Annotated in this window: 17 protein-coding genes, 1 pseudogene and 2 riboswitches; of the genes and pseudogenes, 12 read left to right on the top strand and 6 right to left on the bottom strand. The window is 39.0% G+C overall.

From position 1 onward, the window contains the following. Positions 1–3: 3 nt before the first annotated feature. Positions 4–190: riboswitch (molybdenum cofactor riboswitch) on the bottom strand. A gap of 4 nt (positions 191–194) precedes the next feature. Then, positions 195–1,310: a NapC/NirT family cytochrome c gene (locus X781_RS05950; protein WP_025235976.1), complete on the bottom strand. Its 1,116-nt coding sequence runs from the start codon at positions 1,308–1,310 to the stop codon at positions 195–197. A gap of 167 nt (positions 1,311–1,477) precedes the next feature. Next, on the bottom strand, positions 1,478–3,217 hold the full coding sequence (locus X781_RS05945; RefSeq protein WP_025235975.1) for a LuxR C-terminal-related transcriptional regulator: 1,740 nt from the start codon (positions 3,215–3,217) through the stop codon (positions 1,478–1,480). A 161-nt stretch (positions 3,218–3,378) separates the two neighbouring features. Beyond that, a riboswitch (molybdenum cofactor riboswitch) is annotated at positions 3,379–3,541 on the top strand. On the opposite strand from X781_RS05945, the gene moaA reads away from it, so the two are divergent. The 7 genes from moaA (at position 3,530) to X781_RS05905 (ending at position 9,941) form a co-directional block, all read left to right on the top strand. Beyond that, positions 3,530–4,552, top strand: coding sequence for a GTP 3',8-cyclase MoaA (moaA, locus tag X781_RS05940; protein ID WP_025235974.1), 1,023 nt, complete (start codon positions 3,530–3,532; stop codon positions 4,550–4,552). (Overlaps the previous riboswitch by 12 nt.) A 539-nt stretch (positions 4,553–5,091) precedes the next feature. Beyond that, positions 5,092–5,568 (top strand): cyclic pyranopterin monophosphate synthase MoaC, encoded by a 477-nt coding sequence (moaC, locus tag X781_RS05930; RefSeq protein WP_025235972.1) that lies wholly within the window; start codon positions 5,092–5,094, stop codon positions 5,566–5,568. Then, the gene (moaD, locus tag X781_RS05925) at positions 5,561–5,806 is read left to right on the top strand and encodes a molybdopterin synthase sulfur carrier subunit (protein ID WP_025235971.1); all 246 of its coding nucleotides are present in this window, start codon (positions 5,561–5,563) and stop codon (positions 5,804–5,806) included. The genes moaC and moaD overlap by 8 nt, the downstream gene beginning before the upstream one ends. Beyond that, complete coding sequence (moaE, locus tag X781_RS05920) at positions 5,807–6,262, top strand: molybdopterin synthase catalytic subunit MoaE (RefSeq protein ID WP_025235970.1); 456 nt, start codon at positions 5,807–5,809, stop codon at positions 6,260–6,262. 16 nt (positions 6,263–6,278) lie between these two features. Further along, entirely contained in the window at positions 6,279–6,761 is a 483-nt protein-coding gene (gene ybeY / locus X781_RS05915; protein WP_025235969.1) for an rRNA maturation RNase YbeY, read from the top strand. An 8-nt stretch (positions 6,762–6,769) separates the two neighbouring features. Beyond that, the gene (locus X781_RS05910; RefSeq protein WP_038643941.1) at positions 6,770–8,638 is read left to right on the top strand and encodes a GNAT family N-acetyltransferase; all 1,869 of its coding nucleotides are present in this window, start codon (positions 6,770–6,772) and stop codon (positions 8,636–8,638) included. Positions 8,639–8,744: 106 nt separating this feature from the next. Beyond that, positions 8,745–9,941: an amino acid aminotransferase gene (locus X781_RS05905; protein WP_025235968.1), complete on the top strand. Its 1,197-nt coding sequence runs from the start codon at positions 8,745–8,747 to the stop codon at positions 9,939–9,941. Positions 9,942–9,999: 58 nt separating this feature from the next. On the opposite strand, the gene folC is transcribed toward X781_RS05905, so the two are convergent. Together folC and accD are read right to left on the bottom strand one after the other, a co-directional pair. Then, positions 10,000–11,301: a bifunctional tetrahydrofolate synthase/dihydrofolate synthase gene (folC, locus tag X781_RS05900; RefSeq protein ID WP_025235967.1), complete on the bottom strand. Its 1,302-nt coding sequence runs from the start codon at positions 11,299–11,301 to the stop codon at positions 10,000–10,002. A 20-nt stretch (positions 11,302–11,321) separates the two neighbouring features. Then, positions 11,322–12,218, bottom strand: coding sequence for an acetyl-CoA carboxylase, carboxyltransferase subunit beta (accD, locus tag X781_RS05895; RefSeq protein ID WP_025235966.1), 897 nt, complete (start codon positions 12,216–12,218; stop codon positions 11,322–11,324). 310 nt (positions 12,219–12,528) lie between these two features. Here accD and mazG point away from each other — a divergent pair, with 310 nt between their 5' ends. The 5 genes and pseudogenes from mazG (at position 12,529) to X781_RS05870 (ending at position 18,354) form a co-directional block, all read left to right on the top strand. Continuing rightward, positions 12,529–13,311, top strand: a complete 783-nt coding sequence (gene mazG / locus X781_RS05890) for a nucleoside triphosphate pyrophosphohydrolase (RefSeq protein ID WP_025235965.1) — start codon at positions 12,529–12,531, stop codon at positions 13,309–13,311. 67 nt (positions 13,312–13,378) lie between these two features. Continuing rightward, a pseudogene (locus X781_RS05885) lies at positions 13,379–14,100 on the top strand (response regulator). A 59-nt stretch (positions 14,101–14,159) separates the two neighbouring features. After that, complete coding sequence (gene cpxA, locus X781_RS05880; protein WP_025235964.1) at positions 14,160–15,554, top strand: envelope stress sensor histidine kinase CpxA; 1,395 nt, start codon at positions 14,160–14,162, stop codon at positions 15,552–15,554. Between the two features lie 34 nt (positions 15,555–15,588). Continuing rightward, a complete protein-coding gene (locus X781_RS05875) occupies positions 15,589–17,511 on the top strand; it encodes a MacB family efflux pump subunit (RefSeq protein ID WP_025235963.1) in 1,923 nt (640 codons plus the stop codon). Positions 17,512–17,583: 72 nt separating this feature from the next. Continuing rightward, positions 17,584–18,354 carry a Nif3-like dinuclear metal center hexameric protein gene (locus X781_RS05870; RefSeq protein WP_025235962.1) on the top strand — a complete coding sequence of 257 codons (771 nt, stop codon included), beginning with the start codon at positions 17,584–17,586 and terminating at the stop codon, positions 18,352–18,354. Positions 18,355–18,452: 98 nt separating this feature from the next. Here the strand turns inward: X781_RS05870 and nrdB are convergent, their stop codons facing one another. Beyond that, positions 18,453–19,583, bottom strand: coding sequence for a class Ia ribonucleoside-diphosphate reductase subunit beta (gene nrdB / locus X781_RS05865; RefSeq protein ID WP_025235961.1), 1,131 nt, complete (start codon positions 19,581–19,583; stop codon positions 18,453–18,455). 26 nt (positions 19,584–19,609) lie between these two features. After that, complete coding sequence (nrdA, locus tag X781_RS05860) at positions 19,610–21,880, bottom strand: class 1a ribonucleoside-diphosphate reductase subunit alpha (RefSeq protein ID WP_025235960.1); 2,271 nt, start codon at positions 21,878–21,880, stop codon at positions 19,610–19,612. Positions 21,881–21,981: the final 101 nt, after the last annotated feature.

Below are 21,981 nucleotides of genomic sequence, written 5' to 3'. Positions count from 1 at the left end.
AAGTTAAGTTAAAAATAGACACCTTTCTGAAGTCGAGTGGATAAACCATTTCTCGCTTATCCATTGGTAAAGTTGCTTGGTATTTTTGCAAAATTTTCGCAAAAAACGACCGCTTGTTCAGCTTCTTTACGGCTTGCTACCATATCCCAAATAGAGACTTAGGTTCACAAGCTCGGTATCCTCTAAGTTAAAAATTAATGTGAACTGCCTACAATATCTTTAGCGTTACGTTGTAAATAAATGGTTACTGCACGTACATCATCTGCAGACATTGAAGTACGATCTTTCATTGAATTCACTACGCCGATCCATTGGTTAGCGGTATAGTGATCAGCTCCTATTGCTGCGTGGCAACCACTACAATGCGTTTGGTTTAAGTTATTGCCAAATTGATTTAAGGCAGCAATATTTGCAGTTACTGCGGTTTTTGGAACGGTAACTTCAAAATTCACTTCTTTCCAATTAGAGTTAGTTACATTATCGAAAACCGTTTTTACGATATTAACTTTACTTTGTGCTTCATCAGGTAATAACGCAACCATAATGCGTTTGCCTAAATCCATATACACAACAGACTCTGCCCCTTCTTGTTGCCAACCATTAATAGTTGCTTTTAGCTGTTCGCCATCTTCTTTCCATTGATGCAATTCAGCATAAGGCAATAAGCGAATCTCGCCACCTTGTGTTAGCTGAACGGGTGTCATTGCAAGAGCATAAAGCGTTTTATCATTTTCGGTAAACTCTGCACCGTGTTTTGCTAATTCACCTGCAGCGGCTGCATTGTCCACTTGAATATCAGGCATAAAATGAGCAATACCTTTATGGCAATCAATACAAGTTTGATTTGTTTCTTGAGCAAGTTTATGCATTTTCTGTGCGGCTTCTTTTTGCTCTGAAAGCACCATTGCATCAAAACTATGGCAAGAACGGCAAGTCGCGGAATCTGTTTCTTTCATATCCTCCCACACACGTTGAGCCATCTCTAAACGGTGAGCCTCATAGGCTTCTTGGTCAGGCAATTTGTTGGTAACAAAGGTATGCCAAACATCTTTTAAAGCAACCATTTTTGCTTTGAAATAGTGCAAGCCATCTTGCGGTACGTGGCAATCTGAACACTCCGCTCGAATCCCTTTTCGGTTGGAGAAATGCACACTTCCTTCCCATTCTGCTTGCGGGTGAGTCATTGAATGACAGCTGACACAAAATTCAGTCGAATTCGTGTTTTTCATCGCATATTGAGAACCACCTAAAACGGCAGCCCCAAGCCCCATAATGCCAATAAAAGCGGCTATTTTTTTCATCTTAGACATATAACTACCCCCACTAAAAAACGCTAAAAATTAAAGACGAAGGCATTTTATTAACTCATTAGAGTTATAAACAATAAGTAAAAATACGTATTAACTCAAAAGAGTTAATGAAGTTTGATCTAAGGCAAAAATAACAAATAAAAAAGGGAGAAAACTCTCCCTCAATATCATTTATAAGAAAACCAAGCAGGTAGCACAAATTGTGAATCAGCAAATAGTTCAGGTGCAATTACCGCACTTCTGCCTTGCTGAATTTGATAGATAAGCTGTGGCAAGCTAATTGATAAGTCTTTTGTTTCCGGGTAAGTTAAACCGATTTGGCTATCGGTATTAAAATAATAAGTGCCGTTTACGCCATAATGCGGTTGCTGACGAATAATATTTGAAACTGCTTTAAAATGGCGAGGCGATACACTTTGCTTCCAAGCGTTTGCTAAAATATTAGCTTGATCATAAGCAATACTGGCTTGTGAATAGGTTGGTTTTCGCTCGAATAACTGTTCATAACATCGGCAAAATTGCCGCCCTAAATAGTTATCGCTTAAGCCACTATTGGTACTCCACAATACTCCTTCGCAAGGTTGTTCGTGTGGTAAAAATGCAGAAGGTGCATAAATACTGTAAATAATTGCATTAGTCGGATTTTCAATAAAGGCTTGATGAAAATGGACAATATCTTCCGCAAAATAAGAAGCAAGTACGATCATAGAGGGTGAAATATTATGAATTTGCTGCATCAAATGTTGATAAGCCGTCGGCTCTTGTTCTAGCTCTACATATTCAACATTCCAGCCTTGTTTATGCAAATTGTGCGATAAATTATCGATACCAATATCCACTTTTTGCCATTTCACACTTACGATCATTACCGTTTTATTTTGCATAAAATCGGCATAATAATAACGGTAATATTGCAGAAAATTTAAAATACCCAAGCTATAAGTAACATCGCTCGCACATACTTGGAACATATTCTCAATTCGCTTATTTGGCAAATTCTGTGCAAGTTTATTTGAACCGCTATGAGTAGCAATATGTAAATAAGGAATGCCTTCGGTTGCAATGAGTTCGTGAACTTCGGGCAAATAACAAGCATAGGCGGTAGAAATCGCATCAACTTCTTGATCCAACAACGCATTATAAGCATTTAATATGCTGGATTTATCCTCTACACAAAAACCGGCAGTGGCAATTTGTACTTCTCGCCCATTAATACCGCCTTGCCGATTTATATTTTCTACCGCAAGTTGCGTACCATTAAGTAATTCTTTGGTATCAATTTGTCCAATCCCCTGTTCCACATAGGGTACACCAAGAATAATAGGGCGATGGCTATAACTGTTAATTGAAAAAGTTGCAGGTTCATCCATTACAAGCGGTCGTTTTTTATTTGCAATTTGCAACGCGAGTTGTTCAATTTTAAAGGTAGCAAGAATAGATTGTTCTAGCTTACCCGGTGTTGGTAAGCAGATTAAATGCTCTGTAATGGCAAAAACAGCCAGCAAAGTTCGACTTTCTGTTTTCGTTTTAGAGAAAATATTTTCAATATGTTTACCAACGGTACGCTTGCTGATATTTAATTCATTTGCAATTTCTTCATTACTCAATCCACTGCTGACTAACGTTAATAGCTCAATTTCTCGCTTACTCAGTTCAAATGGTAATTTGCTCTGCTCTGCGTGTATTAACGTAAACTCTTGATGGCGTTTTAGCAGAACCTTGAGCCAATGCTGATGAGGCAAACAATAGAAAAAAGATAATGAAGTCTGATCTGAATAGAGAAACGCTTGAGCATAGAGGCAGAGTTGTTCTAGCTGCGTTAAATACTCTACTCCAGCTTTATTTTCCCATTCTAAAACCTCGCCTTGCTTATTAATTAAGCAAGACCATTGATTATTTTCAGTCATTCTTTTTCCTAAGTAAAAAATTGTCAAATTAAAATAACAAAATTACCTATTCAAAAAAATGATATAAATCAAACCAACCTGATTTAGTTATGATCTGAGCTTAAAATATACCACTATATACCTCTTGCTTAATCAGCATTCTCCCCCTACAATAAAACCAATTTTATTTAAGACTCCGAGCATTATTTCCTAACTCTAAAAATTAAAGACAAATTTTTGATATGGAATTTATGCCAGTAACAGCTTTGTGATTCAGCTGTTCAAAGGATAACTTAGAAATGGGTTGTCCTCTCGTGTTTAGAAAGGTGTCAAATGCAATCTATTATCCCAATTAAAAACGTGGGTAATGATATTTCCGGGCTTGTTGATCGCTTTCAGCGTCAATATACCTATTTGAGATTATCCATTACCGATGTTTGCAACTTCCGTTGTAATTACTGCTTGCCTGATGGTTATAAACCGCCTTCGCATAAGCAGACATTTCTGAAAGTGGACGAAATCCAACGTATCGCTAAAGCCTTTGCTAATCTAGGTACAGAGAAAATCCGTATTACAGGCGGAGAGCCGACTTTACGCAAAGATTTTGCCGAAATTGCTCATACCCTTTCACAAACTGCTGGCATTCGCAAAGTCGCCTTAACCACTAACGGCTACCGAATGGAGCGTGATGTTGAACTCTGGCAGCAAGCCGGTATTACCGATATTAACGTGAGTGTTGATAGTTTAGATACTCGACAATTTCAACTGATTACAGGCGAAAACAAGCTGCAATCCATTTTAAACGGCATTGATAAAGCCTTTGAAATTGGCTATAAAAAAATCAAAGTCAATGCTGTGTTAATGAAACAATACACCGCCCACGAGTTAGATAAATTTTTAGCGTGGATTAAAGATAAACCGATTCAAATGCGTTTTATTGAGCTGATGGAAACCAGCGAAATGGACAGCTTTTTCAAAGAGCAGCACCTTTCAGGGCAATCTGTGATGGAGCGTTTGTTCAGAGAAGGCTGGCAGCTACAACCAAAAGGAATATCCGATGGTCCGGCTAAAGTGTTATCCCACCCAGATTACAAAGGCGAAATCGGTTTGATTATGCCTTATGAAAAGAATTTCTGTGCCTCGTGCAATCGCCTGCGAGTGTCTGCCTTAGGCAAATTACACCTCTGCTTATTTGGCGAAGAAGGGATTGATATTCGGGATTTATTGCAGTCAGACGATCAACAATTACAGCTTGAAACTCGCTTGAAATCAGCTTTACAAGGTAAACGAGAACACCACTATTTGCATATTGGAGATAGTGGGGTGAGGAATAATTTATCCAGTATCGGTGGATAACAACCACCAAGCGTTGTTTCTGTTACTTTTCTTTTCTTTGCTTCGCCAAAGAAAAGTAACCAAAAGAAAGGCGACCCGAACTTCGCTTGGTTGCGATTTCTTTCACGGAAAATTTGTAAACTCGCCGCAAGCGGCTCAAACAGTACAGATTTTCCTAGAAATCGCAAGTCGCTCAGACGGGCAAGCGGTGCATTTATCACGATTTTTTACTCGCTACGCTCGCACTTCGTGCCGTCGGCAAAGCCGACGTTCAAACGCAAGCGTTTGTGCAAATTTTTAGTTCAATTTAACCGCTTGTAACGCTCCAACGGGTTCCCTTCTGAACCGCCTGAGCGACTTTGAATTTGTAGGAAAAATTGAGTGTTTGAGCCAACGAAGTTGGCGAGTTTTCAATTTTTCCGTCAAGCAAATTCAAATAAAGCGAAGACAGCGGTGAAGTAGGGTGTGCTTTCTTTGGTTACTTTCTTTGCACAAGCAAAGAAAGTAACAGAAAAACCTACGATATTAATTTTTTACCTAAATTTAAAGAGACAAAATAAATGAACAACTTCACCCACATCAACCAAAACGGCGAAGCTAATATGGTTGATGTTTCGATGAAACAAGAAACCGTCCGTGTTGCACGTGCCGAAGCTTATGTACGAATGAACCCGGAAACCTTGCAGATGATCATCAGCGGCAATCATCATAAAGGCGATGTTTTTGCCACCGCCCGTATCGCAGGGATTCAAGCAGCAAAAAGAACGTGGGAACTCATTCCGCTTTGCCACCCATTACTGCTTTCTAAAGTGGAAGTGCAGCTTGAAGCGTTACCTGAAACCAACCAAGTTCGCATTGAATCGCTTTGCAAACTCACCGGGAAAACAGGTGTGGAAATGGAAGCCTTAACCGCTGCCAGCGTAGCCGCTCTGACTATTTATGATATGTGCAAAGCCGTGCAAAAAGATATGGTAATTGAAAATGTTCGCCTATTACATAAAAGCGGCGGTAAATCAGGAGATTTCAACGTTGATTAAAGTATTATTTTTCGCTCAAGTGCGTGAACTTGTCGCAACCGATATGTTAGAAGTGCAAGCCAATTTCACTACGGCAGAAGAACTGCGTGAACATTTAAGCCAGCAAGGCAAAAAATGGCAACTTGCGTTAGAAAAAGGTAAATTATTAGTGGCAATCAATCAAACCATATCCCCACTAGACAGCCCGATTAAAGATGGTGATGAAGTCGCCTTTTTCCCACCGGTAACAGGGGGCTAAATGAACTCTACCTTAATTGAAGTGCAAGAAACCGAATTTGACCAAAACCATATTTACCGTTGGTTAAGCGAACATCATTCTGTTGGAGCCACCACGCTTTTTATCGGTAAAGTACGAGAAATGAATTTGGGAGATAATGTTTCAGGTTTATATCTCGAACACTACCCTGCAATGACGAAAAAAGCCCTACAAGAAATTGTAGATGAAGCTCGTACCCGTTGGGATATTCAACGTGTTGCGGTTATCCACCGTATCGGGCAACTCCACACCGGCGATGAAATTGTGTTGGTGGGGGTAAGCTCGGCTCATCGAGGCGATGCCTACCACGCCAATGAATTTATTATGGACTATCTCAAAACCCGAGCTCCATTTTGGAAACGTGAGCAAACTCAAGAGGGAGAACGTTGGATTGAAGGGCGTGAGAGCGATCAACAAGCGGTCGAAAAATGGCAATAATTAGCAAAGGATAAAAATGGAAAATTTATATATTGATTTGCAGATCGCCTGTGAAAACAGCGAAAACTTACCAAGCGAACAACAATTTTATACTTGGGTACATAAAGCCCTAGCGGTTGAAGCCAAAACAGACGATTTCCCCGAAAGTGAAATCACCATTCGTATTGTGGATGAAGCAGAAAGCCACGAGCTGAATTTAACCTATCGAGGAAAAGATAAACCGACCAACGTGCTTTCTTTCCCATTTGAAGTACCAGAAGGCATTGAAATGCCATTATTAGGCGATTTAATTATCTGCCGTCAAGTGATGGAAAAAGAAGCTGAAGAACAACAAAAACCTTTAGAAGCTCATTGGGCTCATCTCGCTATTCACGGCACACTTCATTTACTCGGTTACGACCATATTGAAGAAGGTGAAGCGGTTGAAATGGAAAGCCTTGAAACGGAAATTATGCAAGCATTAGGCTATGAAGATCCGTATATTTCAGAGAAAATTTAAATAAAACAATGCGTTCGCTAGTTATTCTTACAAATCCACACACTTTTAGCCTTGCTCAACAAGGCTATTTTTACATTCCTGAAAATCACTCTTTTAAAGCTATTCATTTTTCCAACGCCAAATCCATATTAGGTAACGAATACCCTTTCGCCATTTATGATATGCGGGCGGAAAACGGCATCAATTTTCATCTTGAGGCATTTGCCATTCTTGCCGGCACAATTCAAGAAAACGGTACTTTATTTTTGCTTTGCCCTCAGTGGAATAATTTAGAACACGAATTAGATTTCGATGCGTTACGTTGGAACGAAAATCACGCTATTGCCTGCCCGAATTTCTATCAGCATTTTAAACAATTAGTGGAAAAATTTGGTTTTGAAATTAGCGATAACCTTGCTGAATTGCCAATAACAAGCGGTCAAATTTCCTCAAAAATTGACAAATTAACGGAAGAACAGCAAAATATTTTGCAAAATCTGCCGCTTGATAATGCTAATATCCATCTAATTACTGCCCCTCGTGGACGTGGGAAATCCACTTTAGCAGGTTTGCTTGCTACAGAACTAGCGAAACAGCACAATGTATTGATTACCGCTCGCTCTTTATCTGCTCTTCCGAGTTTTTGGCGTTCTGCCGTGCAACAAATCCCATTTTTCGCTCCTGATAATTTAATTGAGAGAGTCAAAAACAAAAGCATTTCCCCTAATCAATGGCTATTTATTGATGAAGCCGCCAGCTTACCTTTGCCGCTCCTAAAGACTCTTTGTGATTATTTTGACAAAGTCATTTTAACCACGACTACGCAAAACTATGAAGGCACAGGGCGAGGGTTTGAGCTTAAATTGCCGAAGATGTTAAATAAGCCATCCAAACACTGGACATTATCTCAACCGTTACGGTGGAGAGAGAATGACCCGCTTGAGCAATTTGTGGGTGAATTGCTATTGTTAAATGATGATATCGTAGGGGTGAATTGCAATTCGCCCTTACAATCAACAAATATTGCTAACCAAATTGCCTTTTACAACCTGCTCGCCACCGCCCACTACAAAACCACCCCAACGGATCTACGCCGATTGTTTGATGGCGAGCAGCAAATTTTGTATCCAAAATATCAAGATAATCAGCTTATCGGTGGTATTTGGGCGGTAAATGAAGGCAATTTAGATGAAAATCTCACGCAAGCCATTTGGTTAGGCGAACGTCGTCCTCAAGGAAATTTGGTGGCTCAATATCTCTGCTTTCAAGGCAATCTGCCACAGGCGTGTCAATTACGTTCGGTACGGATTTCCCGTATTGCGGTTCAGCCTGAATGGCAAAATCAAGGCATTGGCAAGCGGTTAATTTCTGACTTTATTTTGCAAAATGCAGATAAAAAACCACCGCTTGATTTTCTCTCGGTCAGCTTTGGGCTGACTGCTCCACTCTATCGTTTTTGGTATGCTTGCGGTTTCCGGCTGGTGCAAATTACACCGAATAAAGAAGCAAGTAGTGGCTACCGCAGTGCAATGATGATTTACCCGATTTCGCAGCAAGGCAAACAATTTAGCCAACGAGCTACCCAAGCTTTTGCCAGAGATTTCGCTCTTCAACCGTTTTTCACGGAAATTTGTGAGGAATTGCAAAATTTCGAGCAATTTCAACCGCTTGTAGAAATCTCTTTAGATGAGCGTGATTGGCAAAATTTAACCGCATTTGCAAATGGAAAGCGAGCCTTGCCTGCTGTTTATATTAGTTTAAAACGTTTATATTTATCTACTCCGCAAATGCTGAACTCACTTGCTGTTTTTAACGAACATCAGAAAAAATATTCAAAAGTAGAAATTGAAAAGTATCGGGAAATTGTGAAAACATACTTAAAAAGTGTAAATCATTAAAATAATTTATGGATTAACTTAATTTTTTTATGCTTTCCCTCTTGCTAAATTTTCCATTTAGCCGTATAAATTCACTGTTGTTTTTTAATTGTTAAGAGGATTTCCAATGTCAATGTTCAGTCATATTCAAGCAGCACCGGCAGACCCAATTTTAGGTTTGGGCGAAGCATTCAAAGCCGACACCCGTGAAGGTAAAATCAATCTTGGAATCGGTGTTTATATGACCGATGAGGGCAAAACCCCAATCGTTAAAGCAGTAAAAGAAGCAGAAAAACGCTTATTAGAAAACGAAACCACCAAAACCTATTTAACCATTGACGGCGTACAAGCTTTTAATGCCGCAACACAAACATTATTATTCGGCGAAAATGCGGAAGTGATTACCTCAGGGCGTGCGAAAACTGCTCAAAGTTTAGGTGGAACAGGGGCATTGCGTATTGCGGCAGAATTTGTGAAACGCCACACTTCGGCGAAAAATGTTTGGATCTCCACCCCAACGTGGCCGAACCACAACGCTATTTTTGAAGCGGTCGGCATTAATGTGAAAGGCTACCGTTACTACAACAAAGAGACCAACGGTTTAGATTGGGATAACTTAATCGCAGACTTAAGCCAAGCGGAAGCAGGCGATGTGGTATTACTCCACGGCTGCTGCCACAACCCGACCGGTATCGACCCAACTCCTGCACAATGGGAGCAATTAGCCGCATTATCGGCAGAAAAAGGCTGGTTGCCGTTGTTCGACTTCGCTTATCAAGGCTTTGCAAACGGCTTGGAAGAAGATGCTTACGGCTTACGTGCATTTGTGAAAAACAACCGTGAATTATTGGTGGCAAGCTCATTCTCGAAAAACTTCGGTTTATACAACGAGCGTGTTGGGGCATTTACCTTAATTGCAGATAACGCTGATGATGCAAACCGTGCATTCACACAAATTAAATCAATTATTCGTGTGCTTTACTCTAACCCGTCAGCCCACGGTGCAAGTGCGGTCGCGGTGGCGTTAGCCGATCCTGAACTGAAAGCATTATGGATTGAAGAGTTAGATGAAATGCGTAACCGCATTAAAGAGATGCGTGCGAAGTTGGTGCAATTATTGAAAGAGAAAGGCGCAAACAAAGATTTCTCATTCATCAACGAACAAAACGGTATGTTCTCTTTCAGCGGTTTAACGCCGGAACAAGTGGACAGACTAAAAGATGAATTCGCAATTTATGCGGTGCGTTCAGGTCGAATTAACGTGGCAGGCATCACCAGCAAAAATATTGAAGCATTAGCAGATGCGATTGTGAAAGTGCTTTAATTGAGTAAAAAACAAAAGGCGAACATTAGGTTCGCCTTTATTTTTGCTTCAAATTTGATTATTTGTCTAACCAAAGCATAAAATCCGCGACAGTATGGAATGAACCAAAGACCAGCACAATATCTTGCTCGGTTGCGTTTTCAAACAACGCAAGGCTGGCTTCAGGCACGGTTTCATAACTACAAGCGGTAGAATTTGGTAATACTTTTGCAAGTTTGGTCTGGACTGCCTCGCCGCTCTGCCCTCGCCAGCAATCCAAACCGGCACAATGCCATTCATCAATCACGCTTTCCAACGGCTCAACAATGCCGGATAAATCCTTATCTTCTAAGGCACTAAACACCGCATAAATGTGCTGATTTGGGCGTTTTAGCTCATTTAAGCGTTCAGCCAAATAACGGGCAGCGTGCGGATTATGCCCCACATCAATAATCACTTTGGCAAGCGGTCTATTTTTTGAAAAATTTGCAAAATCTTTGTCTGTTAGCGTTTGGAAACGAGCTGTCATTTGAGCCTCAAGAAAGGCTTCTCGAATAATTTGATCATCAATTTCAAACGGCAGTTGCATTAACGCTGCCAATGCCGTGCCAGCATTGGGAATCGGAATTAACGGCAACGGTAAATCTACGAAAGATTTGGCTTCAGAACGCCATTGGAACAGATTATTTTGAATGTCAAAATGCCAATCCTTACCTCGATAAAAAGCGTGACAATTTAACGAATTGACGATTTCTTTAATCGAATTTGGGCAATCCGGTTCACCGATAATGACAGGAGTATTCGCACGGAAAATGCCTGCTTTTTCCCGCCCGATATCTTCACGGTTATCGCCAAGAAATGCGACGTGGTCGATGTCGATGGAGGTAATAATCGCCAGGTTTGGCTCAACAATGTTAGTGGCATCTAAGCGACCGCCTAAGCCTACTTCCAAAATCACAATATCAAGATTATTTTGCTTGAATAAATCCAAGCCTGAGAGCGTGCTGAACTCAAAATAGCTGAGTGAAGCGGTCTTTTTTTCGTTAATTTTTGCAAATGAACGAATGTGATCTGCATCAGGTAATAATTCACCATTCACTCGCACACGCTCGTTGTAGCGGATTAAGTGTGGAGAGGAAAACACGCCGACTTTAAAACCGGCTTTTAGCAGAGCTACTTCCAGCAATCGGCAGGTTGAACCTTTGCCGTTTGTGCCGGCAACTGTGATGACATAAGGGGCAGGATTGAGCAAGTCTAGCTCTTTTGCCACTTGGGTGATGCGTTCCAAGCCCATATCAATCGGTTTGGAATGGGCATTTTCTAAATAGGAAAGCCACGTTTCCAAAGAATCCGTGGCTTTAGGGGTTATTAATGTGTTCATTAAAACTTCATTATTCAAGGTTATGCAACGTCTTCAACCACTAATTCCGCTACTTTAAACGGTGTTGGTTGATTGGTTAATTTCGCACAAAGGCGAGCTAAGGTATCACGCATCTCTTTACGAGGAACGATCATATCAATCGCTCCGTGCTCTAATAAAAACTCAGCACGTTGGAAGCCTTCCGGCAATTTTTCACGCACGGTTTGCTCAATAACACGAGGGCCGGCAAAACCGATTAAAGCTTTTGGCTCAGCGATATTAATATCGCCCAACATTGCAAGACTTGCAGAAACACCGCCTAAAGTTGGGTCGGTTAATATCGAAATAAACGGCACACCCTGCTCTTTCATTTTCGCCAAAATCGCACTGGTTTTTGCCATTTGCATTAACGAGAATAACGCCTCTTGCATACGAGCACCACCCGACGCCGAGAAACAGATAAACGGAATTTTTTCCGCTAACGCTTTTTCTGCCGCTTTCACAAATTTCGCCCCAACCACAGAACCCATTGAGCCACCCATAAATTCAAAGTTGAATGACGCAGTTACCACCGGCATATTGTGTAACGTGCCGGAAAGGACGATGAAAGAGTCTTTCTCGCCTGTCTGTTTTTGAGCAGCGGTTAAACGATCTTTATATTTTTTCAGATCTTTAAACTTCAACACATCTTGCGGCTCTAAATCGGCGGCAAGTTCAACTGCTGAATCTTTGTCTAATAAATTCAATAAACGGGTACGTGCATCAATACGCATATGATGATCACATTTCGGACATACATATTGATTACGTTGTAATTCTTCACTATAGAGAACCTGTTCACAACTTGCACATTTCGTCCAAACCCCTTCAGGGATCTTTGATTTTGCAGTACTTGATGAAGATGAATCTCTACCTAAAATTCTGTCTAACCAGCTCATTTTTAGTCCTTCTGGATTGAGTTGTGGGATAAATAAAATTCTTGCTATTAAAGCACAATTTATGGCTTTTTGATATGTTTTATTGACATATCAGATCACTAACTGTGTGCATAAGTACGATAAAAAAACGCAATCAGAAGAATAACAAGCATTATAACAATTTGAATCAAACGTTTTTTGGTTAATTTTTCCACTGCCATTTTATATCCTTGGTTGCTAAAAAATCGTCATATTATAAGCGAAAAGAAAGTTATTATGCTAGAATTTGTAAAATTTGGGTAAAAATCGATCGCTTGTAATAAGGAAAAATATGGCTACTATCGAACAATTTCTTGAAGTCGTGAACCAACTTCGCCACCCAGAACACGGCTGCCCGTGGGATTTAAAGCAGAACTTCGACACTATGCTTCCCCATTTATTAGAAGAAACCTATGAAGTTGCTGAAGCTATCCATACTCAAGATCGTTCTGCTCTAAGAGAAGAATTGGGCGATTTATTACTGCAAGTTGTTTTCTTAAGCCAACTAGCAAAAGAAGAAGGCTCTTTTACCTTTGATGATGTTGTAAACGATATTCACGATAAACTGATTTACCGCCATCCTCACGTTTTTGGTGATGTAAAAGCAGAAAATAGTGAAGAGGCGTTAAAAAGCTGGGAAGCACAAAAAGCGAATGATGAAAAACATCGTAACCAAGAATCTATATTGGATGATCTCCCTTTTGCTTTACCCGCTCTTACTCGTGCCAATAAATTACAAAAGCGTTGTTCAAAAGTCGGTTTTGATTGGGATAATCCGCAAGAGGTGTTAGAAAAAGTAGAAGAAGAACTTGATGAAGTAAAAGCAGAAATGGCTCAATATCCAAATCGCTCCAAAGAATTGGCTGAAGAATTAGGGGATTTATTATTTGCAATTGTAAATTTATGTCGTCATTATCATACTAATGCTGAAGAAAATTTACGAAATGCCAATCTTAAATTTGAAAAACGCTTTAGAAAAATCGAACAAGTAGTTAAAAATACAGGAAGAACTGTAAATGAGTGTAAATTAGCTGAATTAGATGCGATTTGGCATCAAATAAAAACAGTAGAATAATTTGTTTTGCTTGCTATAATAATGGACAATTATCACTTATAACAAAATAATCTATAGGAATTAGGCTATGTCAAAAATCTTATTAATAGATGATGATATTGAACTGACTGAATTATTAACAGAGCTGCTCTCATTAGAAGGATTTCAAGTAAAAGTAGCTCATAATGGTCAAGAAGGTTTAAATGAATTAGAGACTAATCAATATGATTTAATATTATTAGATGTGATGATGCCTGTATTGAATGGCGTAGAAACATTAAAACGAATAAGACAAAAATATGTATTACCTGTTTTAATGTTAAGTGCGAGAGATGACCAAATTGATCGTATTTTAGGTTTAGAATTAGGTGCTGATGATTATCTACCTAAACCCTTTAATGATCGTGAGCTAGTGGCTAGAATAAGGGCTATTTTAAGACGCACTGTTCCCCAACAACTTCAAGTAGATAACAGTCAAATTGAAACCGGTGTAACTGAAACTGCTTCTAAATTACTACAATTTGCAGGGGTACAATTACACTCAGGTCGCCAACAAGCATCCTACCAAGGTAATGATTTAGACTTAACAGGTACAGAATTTGCATTATTACAACTTTTAATGCGTAGCCCAGGTCAAATTTTATCCAGAGAGTTTTAAGTTTAGAAGTTTTAGGCAAACAATTAACGCCTTACGATCGTGCTATTGATATGCATATATCTAACCTTCGTAAAAAATTACCAGAACGAAAAGATGGTTTACCTTGGTTTAAAACATTAAGAGGAAAAGGTTACTTATTAGTAACTGAATAATATTTTCCGAATCCCTAAATAAAAATTATTTTAGGGATTTTTACATTTTACTATTATATATGCCAAATTTATTTAAAAAATATTTAAACCTTAGAAAACGCTTAGCCTATAAACTTGTTACTTATTACGGTTTATTGCTTAGCTTATTTATTATAATTACTTTTAATATTGATAAATTTGATTCAAGAAAATTTTCACCTATTTCGCAAAAAGACCAGTTCTATTTTAAAAATGAAAGTCTTGAAACCGAGCAAAGTTTAAATTTAGATGAAGTTTTTGAACGAAACTTATCTGTTGAAACAGCTAATGGTTACGATGTTATTTTAGAAGATAAAGAGACTGGAAATTTAAGTGGCGTAAACCAAAGTAATATTAAATCATTACAATTCTTTATCTATCAATCTCAACAAACTAAAGAGCCTTTGCAACGCCGTTTTGAAAATATTGAAATATATGGACCATTTGTTGTGCATTCTAGTACTCATACTTATAATCAATATTTTATTAAAGCTGTAGATGCTCAACAAGAATGGCTAAATACAATTTTAGACTCTCCATTATTAATAACATTAATACTCTTGTTTTTAGGTATGCCATTATTGGTGTTGTTATCCTTTAAAATCACCAAACCAGTTCAAAATCTAACCGCTTCTGCTAATGCTATTGCCACTGGACATTTAGAGCCTAATCCTAAACTTGAAAAAGAGGGAATTTATGAAATAAGAGAGGTTGGAAAAAGCTTTAATCATATGGTAACAAGTTTAAAAGACTTAACTGAACAACAACAGAGAATGATTTCTGACGTTTCTCACGAGCTAAAAACCCCTTTAGCAAGATTGCAATTAGCAACTGCTATTTTACGTCGCACAGCAGGAGAGCTTCCTGAAATTAATCGAATTGAAAATGAAATTGGTAAACTTGACCAAATGATCAAAGATTTACTCGTCATTTCTCGACAAAAACTGAATTATCAAATTCATAAGAAAATATTTAAAATTAATGAAATCTGGCAAGATGTTATTGAAGATGCTAAATTTGAAACTTCACAAAATAATATTGTTCTTATTGTTAAACAAAATATTGAAAATCCGGCACTCTATTCTATTAATGGATCTCAGGATTCCCTTGCTAGTGCATTAGAAAATTTAGTCCGAAATGCTCAAAAGTATGCCAATCAAATCATCTCTCTTACAATGAATATTCAAGATGAAAAATTGATTTTAATTGTTGAAGATGACGGTCAAGGTGTGCCAGAGAATGAATATGAAAATATTTTAAAGCCTTTTTACCGTGTAGATGAAGCCAGAACGAGAGAAACAGGCGGCACAGGTTTAGGCTTATCTATTGTGCATAATGCGGTACAACAACATCAAGGTGATATTCATTTAACAAAAAGCGATATGGGTGGTCTAAAGGTAGAATTAGCTATTCCGCTTTGGGCACAACATTCCTAAATTTGTAAAATTTATGAGAAAAACGACCGCTTGTATGAATTTAATCGAGATTGAAAATCTAAATAAATATTTCGGCTTGGGAGAAAACCAAGCCCATATTTTAAAAAATATTAACCTTATCATAGAACAAGGTGATTTTGTTGCGATCATTGGGGCATCAGGCTCCGGCAAATCCACTTTGATGAATATCATCGGTTGTTTAGATACCGCAAGTTCAGGTATTTGCCGTATTTCAGGCAAAGAAACTCAGCAAATGACCGCTGATGAGCTTTCTGACCTACGCCAACGTAAATTCGGCTTTATTTTCCAACGCTATAATCTATTGCCTGCTCTTACCGCCAATGAAAATGTGGCTCTACCTGCTATTTATGCAGGTATGGATACCACATCTCGCAAACAACGTGCCGATAATTTATTAGCTAAACTGGGATTAGATGATAAAACACGTAATCGCCCGAATGAACTATCAGGTGGGCAACAGCAACGTGTGAGTATTGCTCGTGCATTAATGAACGGTGGCGAAATTATTTTAGCCGATGAACCTACAGGAGCATTAGATTCCAAAAGTGGTGAAACGGTGCTGGAAATCTTACGAGATCTGCACCAAGAAGGTCATACCATCATTATGGTTACGCACGATCCTAACATCGCCGCTCAAGCCAGTCGTGTGGTTGAAATTAAAGATGGTGAAATTATTCGAGATGAACGCCCAAAACCTTATTCAACGGAGCTTAAACTTAATAAAACACCCCACAAACAACCACGTTTTTTTGACCAATTAATTGAGTCTTTCAAAATGGCAAGCAGTGCTATCTTAGCTCATAAAATGCGAGCGTTGCTCACAATGCTTGGCATTATTATCGGCATTGCCTCTGTTATTTCCGTTGTTGCATTAGGGCAAGGCTCACAGCAGCAAATTTTAGCGAATATCAATAGTTTAGGTACAAATACAATGGATATTCTCAACGGCACAGGCTTTGGCGACCGACGAGCAAATCTCACTAAAAACCTAACGATTAGTGATGCGTTAACATTAAGCCGACAAAATTATGTTGAAAGCACAACACCATCAAGTAATGTGAATGCAACCTTAATTTATGGTAATACTGCGGTAACTGGCTCTGTGCGTGGTGTTGGCGAAGAATTTATGGACGTAAAAGGGCTGAAACTGATTTCAGGGCGTTTTTTCACGGCTGAAGAGGTGAAAAATGTTGCTCAAGTGATTGTGATCGACCCTAACACACAAAAAGATTTAGGCTTACCTAATCCGGTGGAAGGTGAAATTATTTTAGTGGATAAAAAACCGCTTCAGATTATTGGCGTGGCTCAACAAGCCAATGCAATGAATCAAACCAGCCTGACCCTTTGGTCGCCTTATAGTACGATTATGCAACGTGTTTCAGGGGCGAAGCAGATTGATTCTCTCACGGTTAAAATTAAAGATAATGTCGAAAGCCAAACCGCAGAAAAAAGCATTACCGAACTGCTCATAGCCCGACATGGCAAAAAAGATTTCTTTATTATTAACAGTGATAGCATTAAACAAACCATTACTGATACCACGAATACGATGACATTACTTATTTCTTCTATTGCCCTTATTTCATTGATTGTAGGCGGTATTGGTGTAATGAATATTATGTTAGTCTCAGTGACGGAACGTACCCGAGAAATCGGCGTGAGAATGGCAATTGGAGCCAAACAACGCAATATTTTGCAACAATTTTTAATTGAAGCCGTAGTAATTTGCTTGATTGGTGGCGTAATTGGTATTTTATTGGCAAGTGGCATTATTTGGGCATTCAATAGTTTAGGCTCAAACTTTAAAATGATTCTTTCGCCGGAATCCGTCATTATTGCAGTACTCTGCTCTACCCTTATCGGCATTGTATTTGGCTATATTCCTGCTCGCAATGCTTCAAGGCTCAATCCGATTACAGCTCTTGCTCAAGAGTAATAAATAATTTCACAAGCGGTAAGATTTTTGTAAAATTTTACCGCTTATTTACAGAATAAAAAGGAAAAACCAATGACAATAACCAACATTGAACTAGAACACATTCTCAACACAAAACTAAATAGCTCTGCAATTAATGACTACGCCCCAAACGGCTTACAAGTTGAAGGCAAAAAAGAAATCAAAAAAATCATTACCGGCGTAACTGCCTCACTCCCTCTGATTGAAAAAGCAATTGAGAAAAATGCAGACGCGATTTTAGTCCATCACGGTTATTTTTGGAAAAGCGAAAACCCGTGCATTCGAGGTATGAAAGGTAAACGCATTAAACAATTATTAGTGAATGAAATTAACTTATTCGGCTACCATTTACCACTTGATATCCACCCAGAATTAGGCAATAACGCTCAGCTAGCGAAGCATCTGGGCGTAATCAATTTACAAGGTTTAGAAGAGAACCAAAACTCTATTCCAATGTGTGGCGAATTAGAAACACCAATTTCTGCCGAAGAACTAAAACAGAAACTTGAAAAAACGTTACAACGCACCGTTATTTTGTGTGATGAGTTTACTTCATCGCCACAAAAATTGATTAAAAAAATCGGCATTTGCTCTGGTGGCGGGCAAGGCTACATTGATCTTGCTTTTGAAAAAGGTTGTGATGCTTTTATAAGCGGTGAAATTTCCGAACAAACCACCCACTCAGCTCGTGAGCAAGGTATTTACTACTTCGCTTGTGGACACCACGCAACCGAACGAGACGGCGTAAAAGCTCTCGGCGAATGGCTTGCTCAGCAATATGGATTAGACGTAGAATTTATTGATATTGATAATCCAGCGTAGTTTACTAACTTCTTAAAGAAGCAACAAGCGGTCATATTTGCCTATTTTTTGCAATTTGCAAAAAATTACTTAAAATCAACCGCTTGTTTATTCATAATCTAGAGTTCAAAATCGCCAAAATCACTGCTATCTACTTTAGCATCAATCTGACCAACCAAATAAGAGCTCACTTCCACTTCTTGTGCTGCTACTTGTACATTATCTGAAACTAACCACGCATTTATCCACGGAATGGGGTTGGAGCGAGCCTTAAATGGCAATGGTAACCCAACAGCCTGCATACGAATATTGGTGATATACTCAATATATTGCACCAAAATATCCCGATTTAGCCCAATCATTGAGCCGTCTTTAAACAGATATTCTGCCCAAGCTTTTTCTTGTTCAGCTGCACTTAAAAATAGCTCATAGGCCTCCTGCCGACATTCACGTGCAATTTCTGCCATTTCTGTATCATCATTTCCATAAGCCATAATATTTAATATATGTTGTGTACCGGTAAGATGTAATGCTTCATCACGTGCAATAAATTTGATGATTTTAGCATTTCCCTCCATAAGCTGCCGTTCCGCAAAAGCAAATGAGCAAGCAAAAGAAACATAAAAACGAATCGCTTCAAGTGCATTTACACTCATCATACAGAGATAAAGCTGCCTTTTTAGATTACGCAAACTGACCTCACAGGTTTTTCCATCAACCAGATAGCTACCTTCACCATACAAACTATAGAGTTGGCTGTCACGAATCAAATCATCATAATAAGCTGAAATATCTTTGGCACGCTTAATAATTTCTTCGTTTGTGACAATATCATCAAACACTACTGAAGGATCATTTACTATATTGCGGATAATATGAGTGTAAGAGCGACTATGAATCGTTTCGCTAAATGTCCAAGTTTCAATCCAAGTTTCCAGCTCAGGAATAGAAACTAACGGCAAAAGCGCCACATTCGGGCTTCTTCCTTGAATAGAATCTAACAAAGTTTGGTATTTTAAATTGCTAATAAAAATGTGCTTTTCATGTTCAGGAAGTTGGGCATAATCAATACGGTCTTGCGATACATCTACTTCTTCCGGTCGCCAGAAAAATGAGAGTTGTTTCTCAATCAGTTTTTCAAAAATTTCATATTTTTGTTGATCATAACGTGCCACATTCACATTTTGTCCAAAAAACATGGGTTCTTTTAGTTGATCATTTTTATGTTGTGAAAACGTAGTATATGCCATGCTATTCTCCTTTATTTCTATTCTTATTAAATTTTACAAGCACCACCAGCACAGCCTTCATCTAGATCGTCTTGTACATCTTCTGCTCCATCACGGGTATTTTGGTAATAAAGGGTTTTTAATCCATATTTATACGCTGTTAATAGATCTTTTAATAATACCTTCATCGGCACTTTGCCATCTGCAAAACGGGTTGGGTCATAATTAGTGTTCGCAGAAATCGCTTGGTCAACAAATTTCTGCATAATACCAACCAAATGTAAATAGCCATCCATATTTGGAATATCCCAAAGCAGTTCATAATGTGTTTTCAAACGTTCATACTCCGGCACTACTTGTTTTAAAATTCCGTCTTTTGAAGCTTTAACACTAATATAGCCTCGAGGTGGCTCAATCCCGTTGGTGGCATTTGAAATTTGCGAGGAAGTTTCCGATGGCATTAAGGCAGTTAAAGTGGAATTGCGCAAACCAAATTGCAGAATATCCTGACGTAGCTGATCCCAATCATAATGAAGCGGCTCTCGGGTTAATTCATCTAGTTCTTTCTTATAAGTATCAATAGGTAACAGCCCTTTGGCGTAGGTGGTTTGGTCAAAATAGCTACAACGCCCCCGTTCTTTGGCTAAATTCATTGAAGCTTTTAATAAATAATATTGAATCGCTTCAAAAGTGCGGTGAGTTAAATTATTGGCACTGCCATCGGAATAACGCACCTGATTTTTAGCTAAATAGTAGGCGTAGTTAATAACCCCAACACCTAGCGAGCGGCGGTTTAATGAGCTGTTACGAGCAGCTAATACCGGATAATCCTGATAATCCAGCAACGCATCTAAAGCGCGCACAACTAAATCTGCTAATTCTTCCAATTCATCTAAATCGTTCAATGCACCTAAATTAAAAGCGGATAAGGTACATAATGCAATCTCCCCCTGCTCATCATAAAAATGTGCCAGCGGTTTGGTTGGCAAGGCAATTTCCAAACAAAGATTAGATTGACGTATCGGTGCAACACGAGGATCAAACGGGCTATGTGTATTACAGTGATCGACATTTTGAATGTAAATCCGCCCGGTTGAAGCCCTTTCTTGCATTAATAATGAAAATAGTTCCACCGCTTTTACCTTGCGTTTACGAATGCTGGAGTCTTGCTCATATTGTAAATAAAGCTGTTCGAACTTGGCTTGATCAGCAAAAAATGCTTGATATAACCCTGGTACATCTGACGGGCTGAATAGAGTAATCTCGCCACCTTTAATTAAACGCTGGTACATCATTTTATTAATCTGCACCCCATAATCCATATGGCGGGCACGGTTTTCTTCCACACCACGGTTATTTTTCAATACCATCAAGCTTTCCGCTTCTAAATGCCATATCGGAAAATAAACTGTGGCAGCTCCACCTCGCACACCACCTTGAGAGCAAGACTTTACCGCTGTTTGAAAATGTTTATAGAATGGAATACAGCCTGTATGAAATGCCTCCCCTGCACGGATTGGACTACCTAATGCCCGAATTGCTCCGGCATTAATGCCGATACCGGCCCGCTGAGAAACATATTTTATAATTGCTGCAGAAGTCGCATTGATAGAATCTAGGCTATCATCACACTCAATCAACACACAGGAACTAAATTGACGGGTAGGCGTTCTTACTCCTGACATAATCGGCGTTGGCAGAGAAATTTTAAAAGTGGAAGTCGCATCATAAAAACGACGAATATAATCTAAACGGCGTTTTGGTGGATATTTAGAAAATAAACAGGCTGCGACTAACAGATACAAGAACTGAGCCGACTCATAAATCTCCCCAGTAACTCGGTTCTGAACCAAATACTTCCCTTCCAACTGTTTTACCGCTGCATACGAAAAAGTCATATCTCGCCAGTGGTCAATAAAGCCATTCATCGCCTCCCACTCTTCCATGCTATAGGCCGTCAGCAAATCCGCATCGTATTTGCCAAGCGCAACTAACTTTTTAACATGCACATATAAATGCGGTGGTTCAAACTGCCCATAAGCTTTTTTGCGTAGATGAAAAATCGCCAACCGTGCTGCCAAATATTGATAGTCTGGCGTTTCCTTGCTGATTAAATCGGCTGCTGCCTTAATAATTGTTTCGTGAATATCGGCAGTGCGAATGCCCTCATAAAATTGGATCTGTGAACGCAGTTCCACTTGCGAAACGGAGACATTATCTAACCCCTCCGCAGCCCAAGTAATCACACGGTGGATTTTATCCAGATTGAGCTGTTCAAGTCTGCCATCACGCTTTGTTACCATTAAACTTTTATTCATAATTAAACCCTTTACAAAAATACCTTAGCAAAACACTACATATTGTGTTTTTATCGAAAGCAAACACAAGATAATGTGTTTAAAGCTAAACATCAACCAAT

Source organism: Mannheimia sp. USDA-ARS-USMARC-1261, assembly GCF_000521605.1.
Taxonomy (GTDB): Bacteria; Pseudomonadota; Gammaproteobacteria; order Enterobacterales; family Pasteurellaceae; genus Mannheimia; species Mannheimia indoligenes.
This window is presented reverse-complemented; position numbering and strand designations above follow the sequence as displayed.